Origin of the sequence: Streptomyces sp. NPDC056161, from assembly GCF_042268025.1 — a bacterium.
Lineage (GTDB): Bacteria > Actinomycetota > Actinomycetes > Streptomycetales > Streptomycetaceae > Streptomyces.
In genome coordinates, this window is record NZ_JBHJUV010000063.1 from 1 (window position 1) to 17,201 (window position 17,201).

The following is a 17,201-nucleotide window of genomic DNA, read 5'->3' on the forward strand; positions in this document are numbered from 1 at the left end:
GCTCGACCCCGGCGACGGTAGAAGTCGGCACGACCGGCCTCATTCCGAACCCCTGCGAATCACTCCAACGAGGCACCCACAGAAGATCTGCGCCCAAGTCCTTTTACTTGACCACTCACCACATGGGGTGGAATCCCCTCCATGACGCGAGCTCCCGGACCTGACGATCATGAAGATCCTCGGCACATTACGCCGCCACGGGGACCCGAGCGGAATTCTGAGCGGCAGCTGAAGTCCCCTGGCGCGGCGCCGTGTTCGCGGCGGGCCCGGCCGGACCGGAGCATGTGCTCCTGGGCCCCGGCCGAGGGCGGATGAGTACAGTGGGAAGGCCGACAACGGGGGCAGACATACATGACGAGGGACTCCGGCGGTGGGCCGCACATCACCAACACCGCGGTCGACTGCACAGCCGATTATCTGATCCAGATCGGGATCCTCGAAGGCGATCTCAATCTGACGCTGCGCATGGAGAGCCCGCCTCCCGATGACGACGCTCCGCTGGCCGCGGCCGAGCGCAGGCTCGCACGGAGTCTCCTGTTCCGGTGGCGTGCCGAGGCCGACGCATGGGACATGACCGATCCCGAGCCACTGCCAGTGCGCTGGACGCCCAGCCGACGAGTCGCGTCCGCAGGGGACTACGTGCCCGTGGGCTCCGGGGCCGACACCATCGCCGGGACCTTCCTCAGGCTCCAGCCCCGACGGCGGCTGGTCGTGCTGGGCAACGCCGGGTCCGGCAAGACCGTGCTCTCCGTCCTGCTCACCCTCGAACTCCTGGCCCGGCGGCTCACACAGGGCGAGGACGACGTGCCGATCCCGCTCGTGCTGTCGCTGGAGTCCTGGGACACCCGGCGACAACCGCTGACCGAGTGGCTCGTGGACCGGCTGCGGCAGGACCACCCCGGTCTGCCGCCCATGGACGGCGTCCATCCCGCCGGTCGGCTCGTACGGGAGCGGCGTGTCCTGCCCGTCCTCGACGGCCTCGACGAACTGCCCGGACACCGCCGCGCCGAGGTCCTCGACGCCCTCAACGCCGGCCTCGGCAGTCAAGGGGACGTCGTACTGGTCTCCCGCACGGCCGAATACGCCGACCTCGACCAGGAGGGCAAGGGGCTGCGGCACGCCACGGTCATCGAATCGCTGCCGCTGCGCCCCGACGAGGTGGCGGAATACCTGCGACAGGCCCGGCCCCGGGCTCGCGCCGCTGCTTGGGCCCCTCTGCTGGAGTCCCTTCGGAAGGAACCCTCCGCGCCGGTCGCGTGGGCTCTGACCAGTCCGCTGATGGTGTGGCTGGTGCGTCGCGCGTACGAGCGACATCCAGCCGATCCAGGTGAGTTGGCGGACCGGAAGCGGTTTCCGGAGCGGGACGCGGTCGAGGCACATCTGCTCGATCGCATCGTGCCCGCCGCGTTTCCGGCCCGGCCGCCCAACCCCGGCCGTCTGCACCCGCCCCGTGCCTGGGAGGCCGATCGGGCCGGCGCCTGGCTGTCTTACCTCGCGCTGCTGCTGAGCCGCCGCGAGGAGTCCGAGCTGGCCTGGTGGCGGCTGTACGCGGCGCCGCTGCCCCGGCTGATGGCGCTGCCCGCGCTCCTCACAACCGGCATTCTGATCTCCGTCGGTATCAGGGCGCTCATGTCCGGCTACGCCGAGAGCGATCCGCTGGGCGATCTCGGCGTGACGTACGACGTGACGGGCGGCGTCATCTTCGCCGCCCTCGCGCGGACCGTGACCTATGGCTGGTTCGGCCAGCGGCTCGCCGAGCCACGCCGCAGCGTGAATCCGCTGTTGTTCATCCATGCCCTGCGCTCCGTGGACCGGCATGCGCGGGTCGGCCCGCGGGCGCGCCTCGCGGCACTCGCCGGCGGGCCCGCCCTGGTCGTCCTGCTCCTCGTCCTGTACGTCTTCGTGACGCCTGACTTCCTTCTGATCACACTCGGGATCGGCGGTGTGCTGCCCGCGCTGCTCATGATCGTGTACGCGGCTCCCGCCGACACCGTCGACGCAGCCACCCCCGGCGAACTCCTGCGCGGCGAACAGGCCGCGCTCGTCACCACGCTGACGCTGGTGGCCCCGCTGATCGGCCTCGGTGCCGGGGCGGACTCCGCGTTCGACGCACAGGGGTCGGGCAGCTGGTGGCCGGCCATCGCCGCCTGGGCGGGCGCCTCGGCGACGTTCGTGCTGCTCAGTCCGTGGAGCCGCTGGATCCTCGCCAAGTGCTCGCTGGCTGCGGCCGGACGGGTGCCCTGGTCGCTGATGAGGTTCCTCGGGGACGCCCGTACGGCGGGCCTGTTGCAGTTGTCCGGGGGCACTTACCGCTTCCGTAACCGGCGGCTCCAGGAGCATCTCGCCGCCCACCGCGCCCAGCAGCGGGGAAGCGCCGTGCCCGTCTTCGTGAAGCCGCGCGTACCCGTACTCGCGGACTCCCGCGACTTCACGGTGGAACGGACCGCGGGCAACTACCACGTCCGTGGCCGGTCCCGGAGGCTGCCGCTGGCGCACTGGGCGGCGGTGGGACCCATCACCGGCGTCTTCCTCGTCCGCTTCACCGTGAGCGGCCAATGGCAGGAGCCCGTGAACTGGCTGCTCGTGGTGTTCTGGCCGTTCGTCGGTGTTCTGGTCACCGTGGTCGGCTTCCTCCTGCCGCGCCGGCCGGTGGAGCTGGAGCTGACTCCGGACGCGATCACCTCGGTGATCGGGCGCAGACGCCGCTCGTACGCGTGGCACGGTATCGAGGAGATCACCGCGCGCCGCGCCGTCATCCGGGGCCGGGACCTGCGCTTCTACGCGCTCCAGGTACGTCTGCTGCCCACAGCTCCGCGCCCGCCACGCCGCTCCCGGATGGGCGAAGGCTGGTACTTCGTCCTGTCGCTCGGTACGACCCCGCAGGTCGGTCCCCAACTCGCCGCTGCGCTGGAGGACTTCGCAGGCCCACGCTGGCGGCCGTAATGCGGTCAGCAGAGCGGCCAGGTCCGGCCGGCCGCCGTGAGCAGGGCCAGGCAGCGTGACGTGACCGTGTGACCGTCCTCGGTGGCATCGGCGGCGTACGCGATCGGAGCCCGGCCCGGGGTCCCCCGCGGCGCCGTGATCCGCCAGCGGGCCTCGTACGTGTCGTGCGCCCCGAGCACCCGGGGCGGGTGCCCGACGAGGGTGGCGTGCCAGCCCGCGGGCAGCAGCGGTGCCCGCACGTCGATGGCGAGAGAGCGCCCTGTGGCGTTCTCGATGCCGAGCCGGCCGCCGTCCGCCGGGTGCAGGCGCAGCGCGTCCGAGCTGATCCAACGGATGTTCAACTCGCGCATGCGGAACTGCTTTTCGCCGCCGCCCTCCACCAAAGGGCTGATGCCGATGCGAAGGGAGTTGACGGCCTTGGCGAAGGGGAAGTCCAGGCCGCTGAACTGACCGTCCTCGTCCTTGTAATGAGCGTATTCGAACGGAGCCGGGACCGTGCGGGCGCCGACTTGGCCGTCCACGCTGAGGCTCGGTGGGAAGAACCGCTTGACACTGTCCGGGTCGAAGTCCACCGTGACCTCGCTCAGCGGCAGCGGAAGACCGAAGTCCACGCGCGGCCAGTTGTAGTCTCGCGGAGAGCCCTTGATCGACCAGTACCCCGTGTGGCCCGGGAGCGCCGCGGAGGGCGGGTGCCCCGGAGCCGAATAACCGGCGCCGAGCTTGGGCCAGTCCCGGGTGGTGGCGGCCATGAGGTCGACTTGACGGACCGAACTCTGCAGCGGATGCCGCCACTTGTCGTACGCGCCGGGCACGCCGAAGACGGCGTCCGACGGTAGCTCGTCCACCACCAGGAGGACCAGGACCAGTGGTATCACCAGGTATCCGGCGAGGTGGGTGAGTAGCAGGGTGCGGCGGGCGACGCGGTGCCGGGGGAAGCGGAGCGGGGCGTTCTCCGGACGGCGCACAGGCGGTGGCGTGCTGCTCGCGTCGGGGCCCGGGAGCCATCCATCGCCGGCCAGCCACCACAGCGTTCCCGCGAGAACCGAGGCGGGGACACAGCGCAGCGGGATGCCGGTGGCGTCCAGGCCGCGCAGCAGATGGCCGCCGCCGGCCGCCTCCAGCCCGGCGCGTACGGCGGTGTCATCGCCCCGTGCGGCACGGGTGTGCAGCAGCGCGAGACGGCGCGGACGGTGGCGCGCGGGCAGGGCTGCCACGACGTGCAGGACCCGGGTGACGGCGTGCGCGGCGGCGCTGTGCGCGGCGGGGTCGTCCACCACCAGCAGCAGTCCGTCGGCCTGGTGCAGGACGTCCAGTACGGCGACCGACTCCTGGCTGCCGTACGCGTCCCCAGGCGGACGATGCCCAGGAGCAGTTCGAGTGGGTTCAGCACGGCTCACTCCCTCCCCGCACGAGCCCGCCCCGCCACTCCGGCAGCCGCGCCCTCCGCCCGCGCCGGCTCCCGTACGGCCACCGCGTCGAGGCGCCGGCTCACCCACGCGCCCGCGAGGGCCCGAGCCGTGGCGCGCGGCTCCGGACAACCGTAGCGTGAACAGGCTCTGTCGGCGTGCGCTGCTTGCGTGCGGTTCACCAAGGCCCGTGACCGGTCTGCCGACGGGGCCGCCGGCTCTTTCCCGACCGCTGGGACGGCACCCGTGGGAAGACTCCGGACTATGGTTGTCAGGCATGTGGTCAGGACAACCGCCCAGTAACGAGCGGGACCTTCACAGCCAGGACCCGTACCAACGGCCGCTGCGGCCGCAGCCGCCCGGCGGCGGAAACCGGGCGAAGGTGGTCGCAGTCGCTGCGGCCACGACCGTGGTCGCAGCCGTCGGCCTGAGCGGCTTCCTGCTCCTGGGCGGCGCCCAGGACGACCGCACCGGAGGCGGCGGCGGAACCACCAAAGCGCCGACGACTGCCTCGAAGAGCGCGACAGCCTCGGCGCCGGCGTCCCCCGAGCCGCACGGCACCGCGACCGAGCGGCCGACCGTCCCGGGCTGGAAGGTCGTCGTGAACCCCAAGTGGGGAACGGCCTTCGATGTACCGCCGGACTGGGACGTCAAGCCACCGGGCATGCTGATTGGCTTCGACGACAGCACGGTCGATTACAGCAACCCCGACAACTGGGGCAAGACCATCGTCGTCATGAGCGCTCCCGCGGTCCTCCGGGAGAACTGGTGCCTGTCCGACGACGACAAGGACGGGCGCATGGACAGCACCGGTCTGGCGATGGCGGGCACCAAGGGCTCAAAGGGCTCAAATAGCACCGCAGAAGCCGCCCTGAGCCTGGCGGACCTGTGGGTGTACGGCGGTTATACGCAGCCGGACAGGAAGAGCATCGTCCGCGAGAGGACGGCGCAGCCGTACACGACCAGGTCCGGCGTCAAGGGCAGCATCGCGTGGGCCCGGTCCAGGAACACGCCTCAGAAAGGCAGGTGCGCGAGCGACGGCAAGGCCGTCGCGTTCGGCTTCAAGAACTCCGCGGGCGGCTTCGTCGCATGGAGCCTCGTCGGCGCCACAGGCGTCAAGGACGAGCTGCCGGACTCGACGATCATGAAGATCCTGAGCACGGTACGCCTGCATGGGAAACCGACGGAGTCCTGAGCCGACCGTTCGGGCACCGATGAGCAGAGCGGAAAGGCTCAGCAGAGCGGTTCGGCGTCCAGGGCGGCCGTGAGGAGGGCCAGGCAGCGGGCCGTCACGGTCTGCCCGTTCTCGCCGGCGTCGACGGCGTAGGCGATGGGAGAACGCCCCGTGGTCCCCCGGGGAGCCGTGATCCGCCAGCGTGCCTCGTACGTGCCGTGTGCCGCGAGTGTCCGGGGCGGCCGTCCGACGAGGGTCGCACGCCAGCCCGCGGGTAGCAGGGGCGGCCGTACGGTGATGGCGAGGTCGCGTGCGGTGGCGTTCTCGATGGCCAGCCGGCCGTCGGCCGCCGGGTGCAGGCGAAGGGCGTCGGAGCTGCGCCAGCGCACGTTGAACTCGCGCAGCCGAAGCCGCTGCTCGTCACTGGTCTTGCCGTCGAGGTCGGAGTTCAGGCCGATACGGATGGAGTCGACGGTCCGTGGGACGGAATCGTCGTAGCCGTACGTCTTCGTGAGGTAGGCGCCCTGCTTCTGCCGGTGGGGGTGGGCGTTGGTGAGCCAGTACGTCCGGGCGCCGTTCTGGCCCTCCACGTCGACTCCCGGGGCCCACGACGTGATGCTGTCCGGATCGAAGTCCACCGAGACCTCGCTCAGCGGCAACGGCATCCCGAAGTCGAGCCTCAGCCAGTTGTCCTTCTCCGGCGAATCCTTGACCGACCAGTAACCCGCGTGTCCCGGCAGAGCGGCGGACGCCGGATGCCCCGGTGCCGAGTAACTCTCGCTGAGCTTCGGCCAGTCTCGGGTGGCGGCTGCGGTGAGGTCGACCTGGTGGACGGAATCGGCCAGCGGACGCCGCCACTTGTCGTATCTCCCGGGCACTCCGAAGAGGGCCTGCGGGGGCAGCACGCCCGTCGCCAGCAGGACCAGGGCGACCGGCAGGGCCAGGTATCCGGCGAGATGGGTGAGGAGCAGAGTGCGGCGAGCGGCGTGGTACCGGGCTGGGCGGAGCGTCGGGTTCTCCGGTCGGCGCGCGGGCGGCGGTGCCATGGTCTCCCCGGAGCCTGCGGTGCCGGCCGTACCGGCGAGCCACCGCAGCGTCCCCGCGAGCTCGGCGGCCGGAAGGCAGCGCACCGGAATGCCCGTGGCGTCGAGCGCGCGCAGCAGGTGACCGCCGCCGGCCGCGTCCAGCCGCGCCCGCACTTCGGCGCCGTCGCCCCGCAGGACTCGGGTGTACAGCAGGGCCAGCCGGCGCGGACGGCGGCGCGCGGGCAGTCCCGCCACGACGTGCAGAACCCGGGTCACGGCGTGTACGTCGGCGCTGTGCGCGGCAGAGTCGTCCACCATCAGCAGCAGTCCGCGGGCCCGGCGCACCACCTCAAGACCGGCGGCCGAACCCTGACTGCCGTACGCGTCACCAGGCGGGTCGTACCAGAGCAGGGGCGTCCTGCCGGTGCGTACGAGCGGCGGCTCGGCTCCGGGTGTGGCGCCCAGCTCGGCCAGTGCCTGCCGGTGCACTGCGGCGCGCTGTGTGGTCGAGCCCCCGACGAGCACGACGACCCGTGCCCGTTCGTATCCGGCGGGCAGCGCCTTCCCGCAGTGCGGACAGCACGCGTCCAGGCGGCGCACTCCGAGCACGGCGGGCAGCCGGGTGCCGCAGCGGCAGCGGTGGCGGAAGGCGCCGTACCGGTTGGGCACCAGCTGCCGGTGCCCGGCCCGGCATGTCGGGCACTGCCTGACCGGGCGGTGGACGACGCGTCCACAGCCCGGGTACGGGCAGGGCGCCGGCCCGCCGCGCAGCGCGCGCCCCGCCCGCGCGACCGCCGCCCACACCGCCCACCACAGGGCCCACAGCGCGCAGCACACCGCCCACGCCAGCAGCGTGAGCAGGAGCGGAAGGAGGCTGAACGCCGTCGCGGTCAGTACGACGAAGACGGTCGTGAGCAGGAAGGGCGGGCGCAGCAGAAGCATCATGCATCCCTGTCCCTCGCTCCCGCCCCGTCGTGGCCCGCGGAACGCGTCCCGGACCAGTTCGGCCACGAAGCGGTCGGCCTCGCTCACCAGCCGTTCGTGCCGATCGAGTCCGTCCCACCAGGTCGCGCGCAGGTCGCGTGCGGCGACGCCCCGGACGTAGGCAGGCATGGCCGGCTCGCCGTCCGGGTCGGGTGCGGTGTGCGGTGCCCGGCCGAAGGTCCGCCAGACGGTCTTCAGTTGAGCCCACATCAGCTTGGGCAGGGTGATGACGACGCCTTGGCCGACGATCAGGACGACCAGCAGGATGATCGCCAGCAGCAGAATCACGGGATTGGACACGGCTCACTCCTTCTGCCGGGCCGCCCCGCGTCGCCACGGCAGCAGTGACGCCCGCTCCGGTTCCGGCTGCTCGGTCCGCATCAGATCACGCAACGCCGCATAAACCTCCTTCTCCTCCCAGAGTCCTTGCCGGAACAGCCGCAGGATCCGCAGCGCGGCCGACGGTGGTTCCGCGGAAGCCCGGCGCAGGACGTGCAGTGCGGTGCCGGGGGCACTGGCGAGCACGTCCGGAGCTTCGTCCGCGAGGGAGACGAGGGACGCGCACGCCTGTGCGTCCAGGGCGGCGGTCCGTAGATCGGCGGAGGCTTCGAGGGCGGCGAACACCCCGGCGAGGACGGCCGGCCGGCAGGAGTCGGGCAACGGAGCGAGCACGGCCCGTACCTCGCCGAGGGGTGCCCTCCCCCGGGCGAGATGACGCGCGACGGCTCTCCTGAGGTGCTCGGACGCCAGGCCCACCTGGGGCCGCAGTTCCACGACAGCGCGTACGAAACCCGCAAGCCCGGAGTCCTCTCCGCCGAAAGCCACCGCATCGCCGTCCGGCGCGAGCAACGCGCACCCGGTCCGCAGCCGCCGTACGTCCGCCTCGACGCCGTCCGCGGGTCCCGCGTCCCACACCTCCGCCACGGTGTCCAGGATGTCGAGGCGCCCGTTCCCCAACGCGTTCGCGAGGAAGCGTGCCATCGGATCGGGCTCCGGACAGCCGTCCGCGGTCAGTCGGTCGAGGTCGAACACCGGACCCGGTGTCCGCTTCCCGGTCTCCTGCCGCGTCCCGATCAGATGGCGGTGGTCGTCCTCCGGCCGAGCGGTGTACGTGGTGAACGTCAGCTCGGCCGCCAGGCTCGCGGGCAGGGTGTACGAGACGGCGGCGATCCAGCCGACGACACGGTCCGCGTCCGCTGAGACCAGGGTCGCGCCGGGGCCCTCGCCGACCAGCGCCTGCAGAGCCGCGGTGAGCAGTCGTTCCAGGAGGTGGACGCCGGGGTCGCCGCTGCCGGCCAGCAGGCGGCCCACGCGGTCGGGTCCGACGGCGCTGCCGGGGACGAGTTCGGCGAGGTCGGGCAGGGCGTGGCCGTCGCCGGGTTCGGGCGACGGAGCCCACTGCGGGGTGTCCCAGAGCTCGACTGGGCGCAGGCCCGCGAGTTCACCGGGGGTGGCGCACAGGACGTGGCAGAAGTGGTTGCCCCAGCGACCGCTGTAGTCCTGGCCGGTGAAGCAGGTCCGGGTCAGCACGGCCATGTCGACGTCCGGCCGGTCGTAGGCGAACGCCACGGGGAAGTGGTCGTGCCGGTCCGTGCCCGGCGGCCGCGCGTACCCCGTCAGCACCCGCAGGACGTCGAGTGCGGGGCGGGCGGCCGGGGAGACCGCGGTGAAGCGGAAGCCGCCGTGGGGTGCGTCCGCCGAGGGCGGGGCGGACGTGTAGTGCGCCTGTCCGGCCATGCGTGTCACCCCTGTCCCCGGTCGAGGGCGCCGAAGCGGTGCAGCAGCCACATGAGGGGATCCTCCACACGGTGCGGCCGTACCACGCCGCCGAGTCCGAGGTCACCGCCCTGCCGGGGCGCGGTGCCCAGCGTGGACAGCGCGAACAGCTGGTAATCGGTGCAGAACTGCTGGAGCCGCGCGTCGAGTTGGTGTTCCTGCCAGCGTCGCAGCAGGGCCTGCACTTCGGCATGGACGGCGGCTCGGTCGTCGGCGTCGAAGACGGGGCCGGGGCGGCGGGTGCGGTGCAGCGGGGAGTTGTCCGGCAGGTGCGGCCACAGGAGGTCGGCCTTGGTGAGGGCGACCGCGACCGGCACGGCCACCTTGCCGCCGCCCAGGTGGCCCAGGACCCGGGCCAGTACGTCGCCCGATCTGCCCGGCACCCCGTCACCGTCCTTCACCGGTACGCCGGGCAGGTCCTGCGGGTCGACGAGAACGACCACGGCGTCGGCCGCGGCGAAGTAGCGCAGCTGGTTCTCCATACGGTCGCGCGACGCGAAGTGCTCGCCCGCCGTGTCGAGGAAGACGAGGGTCAGCACCCGTCGGCGGGTGCGCCCGAAACGGCCCCGCCGGGTGCGGCTGAGCCGGTGCACCAGGGGGCGGCCGGCGTCGTGTTCCGCGGTCTTGGGGACGGTGTGCTGCTCCTCGTACAGGTGCCGTTCGTACCGCTCGTGGTAGTCGGCCATCGTGTCGTCGTCGCAGGGCAGCAGAGCCGCGTCGAGTTCGGCTCCGAGGCGGTGCAGCAGCTCGTGCACGAGGACGCCGATGTAGGTGCTCTTGCCGGAGCTGACCGGTCCGGCGAGCGCCACCAGCTTTCCGGGGACACGCAGATAACCCTCTGGCAGCCGGCCCGTGCAGGCGGTGCAGTGCAGCCGGGTGGTGGTACGGCCGCAGGTACCGCACACCGCAGAACCGGCCCGCGGGTCGGCGGACGCGAGGACCCGGTCCTCCGCGCAGCCGGCGCCGCTCGCGCAGACATACGCGATCTGTGCCCGGGAGATGCTCCGGAAGCAGTGCGGGCACACCCAGCTGCGGCGCCACGGCATTCGCACGTCCACTCCCCTCAGGAGACCTTGAGCGTGTGCAGCGGCGGGTCACGCAGTACGAGCGACTCGCCCACGGCGAAGCAGCGCAGCCCGCCGCTCGGGCCGCGGGCCAGGCGCGCCGACAGCCGGACATCGTGTCCCGGGCCGAGCGTCACGTCGGTGTCCGCCGCCAGGACCTCCCCGTCGGTGGGCTCCAGCGGCCTTACCGGGCCGCGCGAGCGGACCAGCAGCAGTCGCTCGGCTCGTACGGTGGCGCGTGCCGTGAACACGGCGGTGACCGTGCGGCGTCCGGGCAGGCCGTGCCGCTCCAGCCGATAGTCGACCTCGATGCGCGGTGGCAGTGCCGCCGTGCTCGGCTCGCCGTAGGCGGCCAGCCCGCCGAGCAAGGCGATCGGCCGCACCTCGACGTCCACCCCGGCGCCGTCGGCGACCGGCAGCCGCACGCCCGCCTCGTGCCGGTAGGCGGCCCGGGTGACGGTGCGTCGCCGGCCGTCCGCCACGCCGGTGCTCCGCCAGACGACCTCGACCTCGTCGCCGCTGCCCGGCGGCCAGTCGAAGACGACGGTCACACCCGTGCCGCCGTGCCGGGTGAACGTGAGACTGCCCAGTACGGGCGTGGCTGCCGCCGCATGTGCGCCGACGACGGCATGTTCCCCGGCGACCGTGACCGCGACCACCAGGGTGAGCCGGCTCGGCGGCGCGAACCGCAGCCCCTCCGGGGCGGGCTCCGCGACGATCGGCCGCCCGGGGAGTTCGGTCGTGCGCAGCCGGGTGCCGGCCGGCCACGGAGGCGCGTCGTCGAACCCGTAGAGGCGCACCTCGCCGTCCGGCAGCGGGTCGAGGCGAGCCAGGAGGCGGCCGTCGACGAGACGGATGTCCAGGTCGGTGACCGGCTCGGGCGGCGCGAGCGGCGTGGCGGTGCGCCGGACGCCCTCCGTGCGCACGGGCGGTCCGTCGTCGGTGCGGTAGACGACTCGGATGCAATAGCCGTACGTCGTCGCGTTCGAGACCCCGTCATCGGTGAAGCCGTCGCGGCGGGCGGCCACCGTCACGGTCTCACCACCCGGCGCGGTGCGGACGACCTCTACGCGGTGCGCGCCGTCGGGGCAGGTCCAGTCGGCGACGATCTGACGGTCCTCGGCGCGCAGGCGGACGCCGGCGACCTCGGGCCAGTGCACGACGGGCCCCGCCATCATGAGCGGCGAGGGGGCGCTGCCGGGTTCGGCGGCCCGGCGCACGGCGACCGCGTAGTACAGCGGGATGCAGGCAGGGGGGCTGCCGTCGAGGTACGAGGTGGCACGCGGCTCGGTCAGCGGCAGCACGGTGCCGTCGGCCGCGTCGCGGGGCGGGCGCCGCTCACTGCGCAGCAGTACGTACTCGGGCTCGCCCCGCGTGGACGGCGAGGGCCGCCAGCGGACGGTGACGCCCGCGCTGGCCCGGGTCGCGGTGAGGCCGGACACCGAACGGACCGCGAGCCCTTGTCGCACAGCGTCGATCGCCGGCAGGTCGCGGACTGCCGCCTCCGCCTGTTCCAACAGGTCCCAGGCCCGGTCCGCGTCGGCCGGCGGCAGTCGGCGCGCCTGCTCCACGGCCCCGCGTGCCTCGGCCAGCTTCTCGCGCACATGCTCGGCCAGTCGCTGTACGTCCTCGGCGAGCGAGCCCGGCGGCAACCGGTCCGCCACGGCCGCCGCCTCGGCGAGCCGCCCTTCCGCGGCCAGCCGGCGCACCCGCTCCAGGAACGGATCCCCGGCTGCCTCGTGCAGCACCGCGAACACCAGTCGCCGCGCGTCCTCCTCGGCGACGGCCAGCTCGTCCACTGCGTATCGCAGGAGCGTCGACGGCGTCGCGCGGGCGGCGTGCCGCGTCCGCAGCGGGGTCGCCAGTTCATGGCGCAGGATCTGGGCGAGCCCCTCCGGCCCCTGGTCGCTCAGCACGCCGCGGACGGCCGCGATCACGGCCTGGGCGGCTGTGTGCGCGGCGCCGTGCGGCAGCCGGCCCCAGCGGCGCGCCGCTGCCTCGACGACCGGCGCACCGACCGGGGGCCGGTCGAAGACGCGCACGGGCTGCTCGGTCCGCCCGCCGGGCCCGCCGGTCGCGAGGAAGTCGCCGAGGTGCCTGAGTCCCAGCACCTCCAGTTGGCGGGCGCAGCGCGCGTACGAAGGGTGCGGAACCGTCCGCGGCAGCGGGTCGGGTTCGGCGAGGCGCAGCCCGAGGGCGGGCAGCAGGTCTCTCACCCGGTCCTCCCCGACCCGGTGGGCGGCGGCGATCTCCGCGACTGTGCGCTCGGCGAGCATGCCGAGCCCGCCCGTGGCCTCCTGCAGAGCGGCGCGCAGCCGGGCCCGCTCGGATTCCGCGCGCAGGCTGTGTGCCTCAAGAGCAGCTTGCAGTCGTCCCGGGTCCCCGGCCGCGGCCGCGTCCAGGAGCGGCCGGTGGCTGAGGTACCCGGCTTCCAACTGCTCGATGACCGCCCGGTACTTGAGCCGAGCCCGACTGCGGCGCCAGCAGACGCGGACCGCGGTGACCGCCTCGGCGACGGCGGGCCCGTCGATGTGCTGCGGCAACTGGTAGCGCGTGCGCAGATCCTCGGTCACGGGCAACCCGGCGTCGAGCACCTCGCGCCGGTAGCGTGACTCGTCGAAGACCACGGCCTGCTTCCCCCCGTCCTGCCCGCGCTCAGCCGATCCGCTGGCGGCTCATCGCGACCCGGGCCTCGTCGACCGCCTCCTGCGACAGCCCTCCGATCTGGATGGAGATCTCGATCTGTTCGCGGGACTCCCGCTCGGTGGCGACGACGGTGAGGAGTCCGGAGGTGTCGAGCGTGAAGACGCATTGGAAGGGCCAGCGCGCGGGCTTGCCGGGCGGGATCTTCAACGTCCCTTCCGCGACCGGGGCGTTGTGCTCCAGTTCCTCCGACTCCACGGCGCCCGCCTGCTCCATGACCTGGATCCGGACCCGTCGCTGGCCGTCGCGCAGGGTGTAGAAGTCGTCGGTCACCGACGCCGGCAGGGTGTCGTTGGCGTGCACGAGGTGGGTGACGTACTCCCGGCCGCTGTCGATGTCCGTGACCTGGATGCCGTAACCGCGCGAGGCGACGGTGGAGATGTCGTAGGGGCGGCGGGTGAGGCCGGTCTCCGGGACGTCCGGTGCCTGCCCGGCGGGGAGGTCGCCGCTGGCGAGGATGTACGTGGCCCGGTCGAGGGCGTAGAGCGCGGCGCCGCGGGCCACCGCGAGGTCCGGGTTGTGCAGCCTGGGCTCGAAGCCGAACTGGGTGCGCAGGGCGGCGGCGACGGCGGGCATCTTGGTGGCGCCGCCGACGAGCAGTACCTCGTCGAAGGACGGCACGCCCCGCTCCGCGGCCAGTTCGACGGTGCGGCGGGTGATGTCGACGGTGCGGTCGAGCAGGTCGCGGGTCAGCTCCTCGACCAGTCCCCGGGTCAGCTCCACCGTTTCGACCCTGCCCTGGTGCATGACGCGGACGGTGTAGCGCTCGCGGAAGGACAGCGCCTTCTTCGCTTCTTCGGCGTCCTTGCGCAGCTGTGTCTCGGACTGCGGGTCGGACAGCGGGTCGTCGACGTCCGGGAAGCGCTCGCGGAACCGCTCCACCAGGTGCACGACGACACGGTCGTCGAAGTCGCTGCCGCCCAGTTCCTTCGCGCCGTCCGTGCAGAGCACGGTCAGCTCCCGTCCGCGCAGGGTGAGGACGGTCGTGTCGAAGGTACCGCCGCCCAGGTCGTACACGAGGATGGCCCGATCCACGCGCTCCTCGTCTCCTTCCAGCGCGCTGTAATCGAGCGCGGCCGCGATGGGCTCGGCGACCACGTCGAGGACGCGCAGCCCGGCGATCTCGCCGGCCTTGCGGGTGGCGTCCCGTTCGGCGAGCCCGAAGTAGGCGGGCACGCTGATCACCGCGTCACGGACCTCCTCACCGCCGGCGGCCTTGGCGTCCTCGACGAGTTTGCGCAGGATGCGGGCGGAGATCTCTTCGGGCATGTAGGTGCGGCCGTGGAACTCGCGCGGCACCACATCGCCCATGTCCCGCTTGATGAGCTGCACCACGTGCTCGGGGTCGAGGACGGTGGCGTCCTTCGCGCTCTGTCCCACGACGACGCTGTCGGCGCTCTCGAAGTAGACGACGGACGGTGTGGTGTCCGTCCCTTCGAGGTTGCGCAGCACGGTCGGTCTGCCGACCTCGTCGATCCGTGCGATGCACGAATAGGTGGTTCCAAGGTCGATGCCGTACACGGCCATACGGTCTCCCGCCACCGGGACGCCCGCGCGTCACGTCCGCCCCGTCTGTTGTCCCGCCAGTTGTCCTTGCAGGGCATGTCCTTCATGCCCCGCTGAGAGAGAAGAAGTTCATGGGGCATCCGGTTCCCAACGGGAAACCACGACGTCGGCCTTGCGCACGACCCGCTCCCCCTGCACGAATCCGGCTGCCACGACGCGCGCCACCGTCCGGTCCGCCTCGGGCCCTTCGGCGGCGGCGCGGCCCACCGGACGCTGCAACGCCATGTCGAACGCCTCGCCGGGCCCGGGGACATACCGCTCGACGCCGGTCCTGGCCACGGTGTCCGCTGCCTCGTCGGCCAGCGCGGTCAGCAGGGACCGCAGTTCGTCGACGCCGAGCGGGGCGGTGACGTTCTCGGCCTGGCGCAGGATCTGGTCGTGCAGCCGGATCAGGGAGTGGCGCACCAGGTCGAGCGCCGTTTCCATCTCGCCCCGGCGCAGTCGCTCGACCTCATCGTGCAGCCTGGTGACGATCTCCTCGCGGCGCTCGGCGAGCTGTTGCTGACGAGCGAGTGCCGCGGTGAACTCGCTTGCAAGCGCACAGGGTTCGTCACGTTCCGACACGGCACTCACAGTAGACCAACGGGGGACGGCACGTCAGCAGTGCCACGATCGGGTGCCGGGCCGGCGCGGCCGAGTCGTCCGGCTCACGCGGCCCTCTCCCGCGCCGCCGACCGGCCGTGCACGGCCTCGTCAGCCACCGAGGTTGATGGAACCGTGAACGTCCCGCGTCTGGATGACGGTGCTCTGAGTGCCCCCGGAGACCACGTTGCGTACGTCGCCCGCGCCGGTCCGCGTGCCCTCCAGTGCCTCGGCCTCCCGCCGCCAGACCGCGAGCGCCTCGGCGAACGCGGGGTCCTGCCGGGCGCGCAGAGCCAGTGCCTCCGCGAGCTCCGTAGCCCGCTCCGTGCTGTCGGGCGCCTCGGCGAGGGCCGTCAACTCTCCCTCGTCGTAAGGCGCTTGGTCCGACAGCCGTCGCCTGACCAGGTTTCGCAGGGACGTCCAGATCTGCTCCCCGGCCGCACCCGCGGTACCGCTGGCAAGGGCCATGAGCAGTTCAGGTGCAATCGGGACCACGATGTCCTCCGCCTTCTCCAACGCACCGGTCGTAGGTCGAGCGTAGGGCACGATCCGACCCTGGTGCGGATCCGGTGCCAGGACAGCGCCACGGCATCGATAGCCACACTCCAGGTCTGGCTCTGCTACGCGGAGTTGATTCGCAGGTTTGCTGTGTTGCAGGATCAGCGGTCTCTGACCTGTGAGACAGACGGAACACAAGGGAAGGGTGTTCGGTGCAGCGACTCGACGACACGATCCGCCTGGCATGGGCCCCTTCACACTGCTCGGACGCCTCGGTACAGGCGGTATGGGCACGGTCTACCTGGGACGTTCGCCGGGTGTGCCGTACCGTCGCGGTGAAGGCCGTCCGGGCGGACCTCGCGGCGGACGAGGCGTTCCGGGAGCGTTCTGGCCGTGAGGTGACCGCGGCCCGGCAGGTGTCGGGCGCGTTCACGGCGCCGGTGGCGGACGCCGACACGGAGGCCCGAATCCCTCTGGCCGGCCACCGCGTTCGTGCCCGGGGTGTCACGGCGCGACGCCGTGGCCCGGCACGGCCCGCTGCCCGCGGAGGCGCTGCGGACGCTGCTGGGGACCGAGGACTCCGGTTCCTCTTGTTCGTCGGCTGATCATTCCTACCGGGCCTTCCTCGGTACGTCCCCCCATGCGGAAAGCTCTTCATGAATCACCCTGACCGCTCCGGCACCTCCAGCGGCGATCGCGCCCCGCCCGTGGCCACTGCCCCAACGGCGCCCCCGGTCGCCTCCTTCGCGGGTCTGGAGCTGCCAGCCGAGGTGCTGCGAACGCTCGGCGAACTCGGTGTGCGCGAGGCGTTCCCGATCCAAGCAGCCACGCTGCCCAACGCCCTCGCGGGACGCGACGTCCTGGGGCGCGGGCGCACCGGATCGGGCAAAACGCTCGCCTTCGGCCTGCCGCTGCTCGCACGGACGGCCGGGCGGCGCGCGGAACCGAAGCAGCCCCTCGCTCTGATCCTGGTGCCCACCCGAGAGCTGGCGATACCCGCCGGAGCCGGGGCCATGATGATGTCGCCTGCGCACCGCACTGCGCCCGGCATGACAAGCTGTGCTTCCCACTGCCCGAGCCCGGAGGTCGCCATGGCCGAAGACTCTGCATCCACAGAGGGTTCGGAGCCACCCGCCCCCGAGACGTCCGCTCTGGCACCCGACAGCGACGGGCATTACGACCTGAAGCGCAAGTTCCAGGAAGCCCTGGCGCGCAAGCGCGGTGTACAGGCGGACGCCGCTGACCCTGCTGGGAACACCGCTGCGTCGAAGGTCCGTGGGGCGCACGGCCCGGCTGCGAACCAGCGGTCGTTCCGGCGCAAGAGCGGCGGCTGAGTCGATCAGCTCCGCCATCTGGCCGCCCTGCACCACACCCTCTGGGCGCCACGGACTCTCGCCCTGTGCCGAGGCTCGGGAGGCGCGCATACCCTAGTGCCGGTCGCCGGTGAGGTCGTAGCCGACGGCCTCCGCCTGTGGACACG

Annotated in this window: 11 protein-coding genes and 1 pseudogene; 4 read left to right on the forward strand and 8 right to left on the reverse strand. The window is 72.4% G+C overall.

Features of this window, described 5'->3' with window-relative positions:
- Positions 1-351 precede the first annotated feature (351 nt).
- A complete protein-coding gene (locus ACFC09_RS38585; protein WP_376536448.1) occupies positions 352-2,943 on the forward strand; it encodes an NACHT domain-containing protein in 2,592 nt (863 codons plus the stop codon).
- Between the two features lie 5 nt (positions 2,944-2,948).
- Here ACFC09_RS38585 and ACFC09_RS38590 read toward each other — a convergent pair whose 3' ends face one another.
- Positions 2,949-4,340, reverse strand: coding sequence for a hypothetical protein (locus tag ACFC09_RS38590; protein ID WP_376536449.1), 1,392 nt, complete (start codon positions 4,338-4,340; stop codon positions 2,949-2,951).
- 391 nt (positions 4,341-4,731) lie between these two features.
- Here ACFC09_RS38590 and ACFC09_RS38595 point away from each other — a divergent pair, with 391 nt between their 5' ends.
- On the forward strand, positions 4,732-5,544 hold the full coding sequence (locus ACFC09_RS38595; protein WP_376536451.1) for a hypothetical protein: 813 nt from the start codon (positions 4,732-4,734) through the stop codon (positions 5,542-5,544).
- A gap of 38 nt (positions 5,545-5,582) precedes the next feature.
- Here the strand turns inward: ACFC09_RS38595 and ACFC09_RS38600 are convergent, their stop codons facing one another.
- From ACFC09_RS38600 to ACFC09_RS38630, 7 genes are all read right to left on the reverse strand, one after another.
- Complete coding sequence (locus ACFC09_RS38600; RefSeq protein WP_376536453.1) at positions 5,583-7,832, reverse strand: hypothetical protein; 2,250 nt, start codon at positions 7,830-7,832, stop codon at positions 5,583-5,585.
- 3 nt (positions 7,833-7,835) lie between these two features.
- Positions 7,836-9,269, reverse strand: a complete 1,434-nt coding sequence (locus ACFC09_RS38605; RefSeq protein ID WP_376536455.1) for a hypothetical protein — start codon at positions 9,267-9,269, stop codon at positions 7,836-7,838.
- 5 nt (positions 9,270-9,274) lie between these two features.
- Positions 9,275-10,366 carry a hypothetical protein gene (locus ACFC09_RS38610; RefSeq protein ID WP_376536457.1) on the reverse strand — a complete coding sequence of 364 codons (1,092 nt, stop codon included), beginning with the start codon at positions 10,364-10,366 and terminating at the stop codon, positions 9,275-9,277.
- A 5-nt stretch (positions 10,367-10,371) separates the two neighbouring features.
- Positions 10,372-12,999, reverse strand: coding sequence for a hypothetical protein (locus ACFC09_RS38615; RefSeq protein ID WP_376536459.1), 2,628 nt, complete (start codon positions 12,997-12,999; stop codon positions 10,372-10,374).
- A 28-nt stretch (positions 13,000-13,027) separates the two neighbouring features.
- Positions 13,028-14,602, reverse strand: coding sequence for an Hsp70 family protein (locus ACFC09_RS38620; RefSeq protein ID WP_376536461.1), 1,575 nt, complete (start codon positions 14,600-14,602; stop codon positions 13,028-13,030).
- 108 nt (positions 14,603-14,710) lie between these two features.
- Positions 14,711-15,205 carry a nucleotide exchange factor GrpE gene (locus ACFC09_RS38625; protein ID WP_376536463.1) on the reverse strand — a complete coding sequence of 165 codons (495 nt, stop codon included), beginning with the start codon at positions 15,203-15,205 and terminating at the stop codon, positions 14,711-14,713.
- A 129-nt stretch (positions 15,206-15,334) separates the two neighbouring features.
- Positions 15,335-15,769: a hypothetical protein gene (locus ACFC09_RS38630; RefSeq protein ID WP_376536465.1), complete on the reverse strand. Its 435-nt coding sequence runs from the start codon at positions 15,767-15,769 to the stop codon at positions 15,335-15,337.
- Between the two features lie 608 nt (positions 15,770-16,377).
- Here ACFC09_RS38630 and ACFC09_RS38635 point away from each other — a divergent pair.
- Positions 16,378-16,713: pseudogene (locus ACFC09_RS38635) on the forward strand (DEAD/DEAH box helicase); the annotation flags it as partial.
- Positions 16,714-16,740: 27 nt separating this feature from the next.
- Positions 16,741-17,055 (forward strand): DUF5302 domain-containing protein, encoded by a 315-nt coding sequence (locus tag ACFC09_RS38640; protein ID WP_376536517.1) that lies wholly within the window; start codon positions 16,741-16,743, stop codon positions 17,053-17,055.
- Positions 17,056-17,201: the final 146 nt, after the last annotated feature.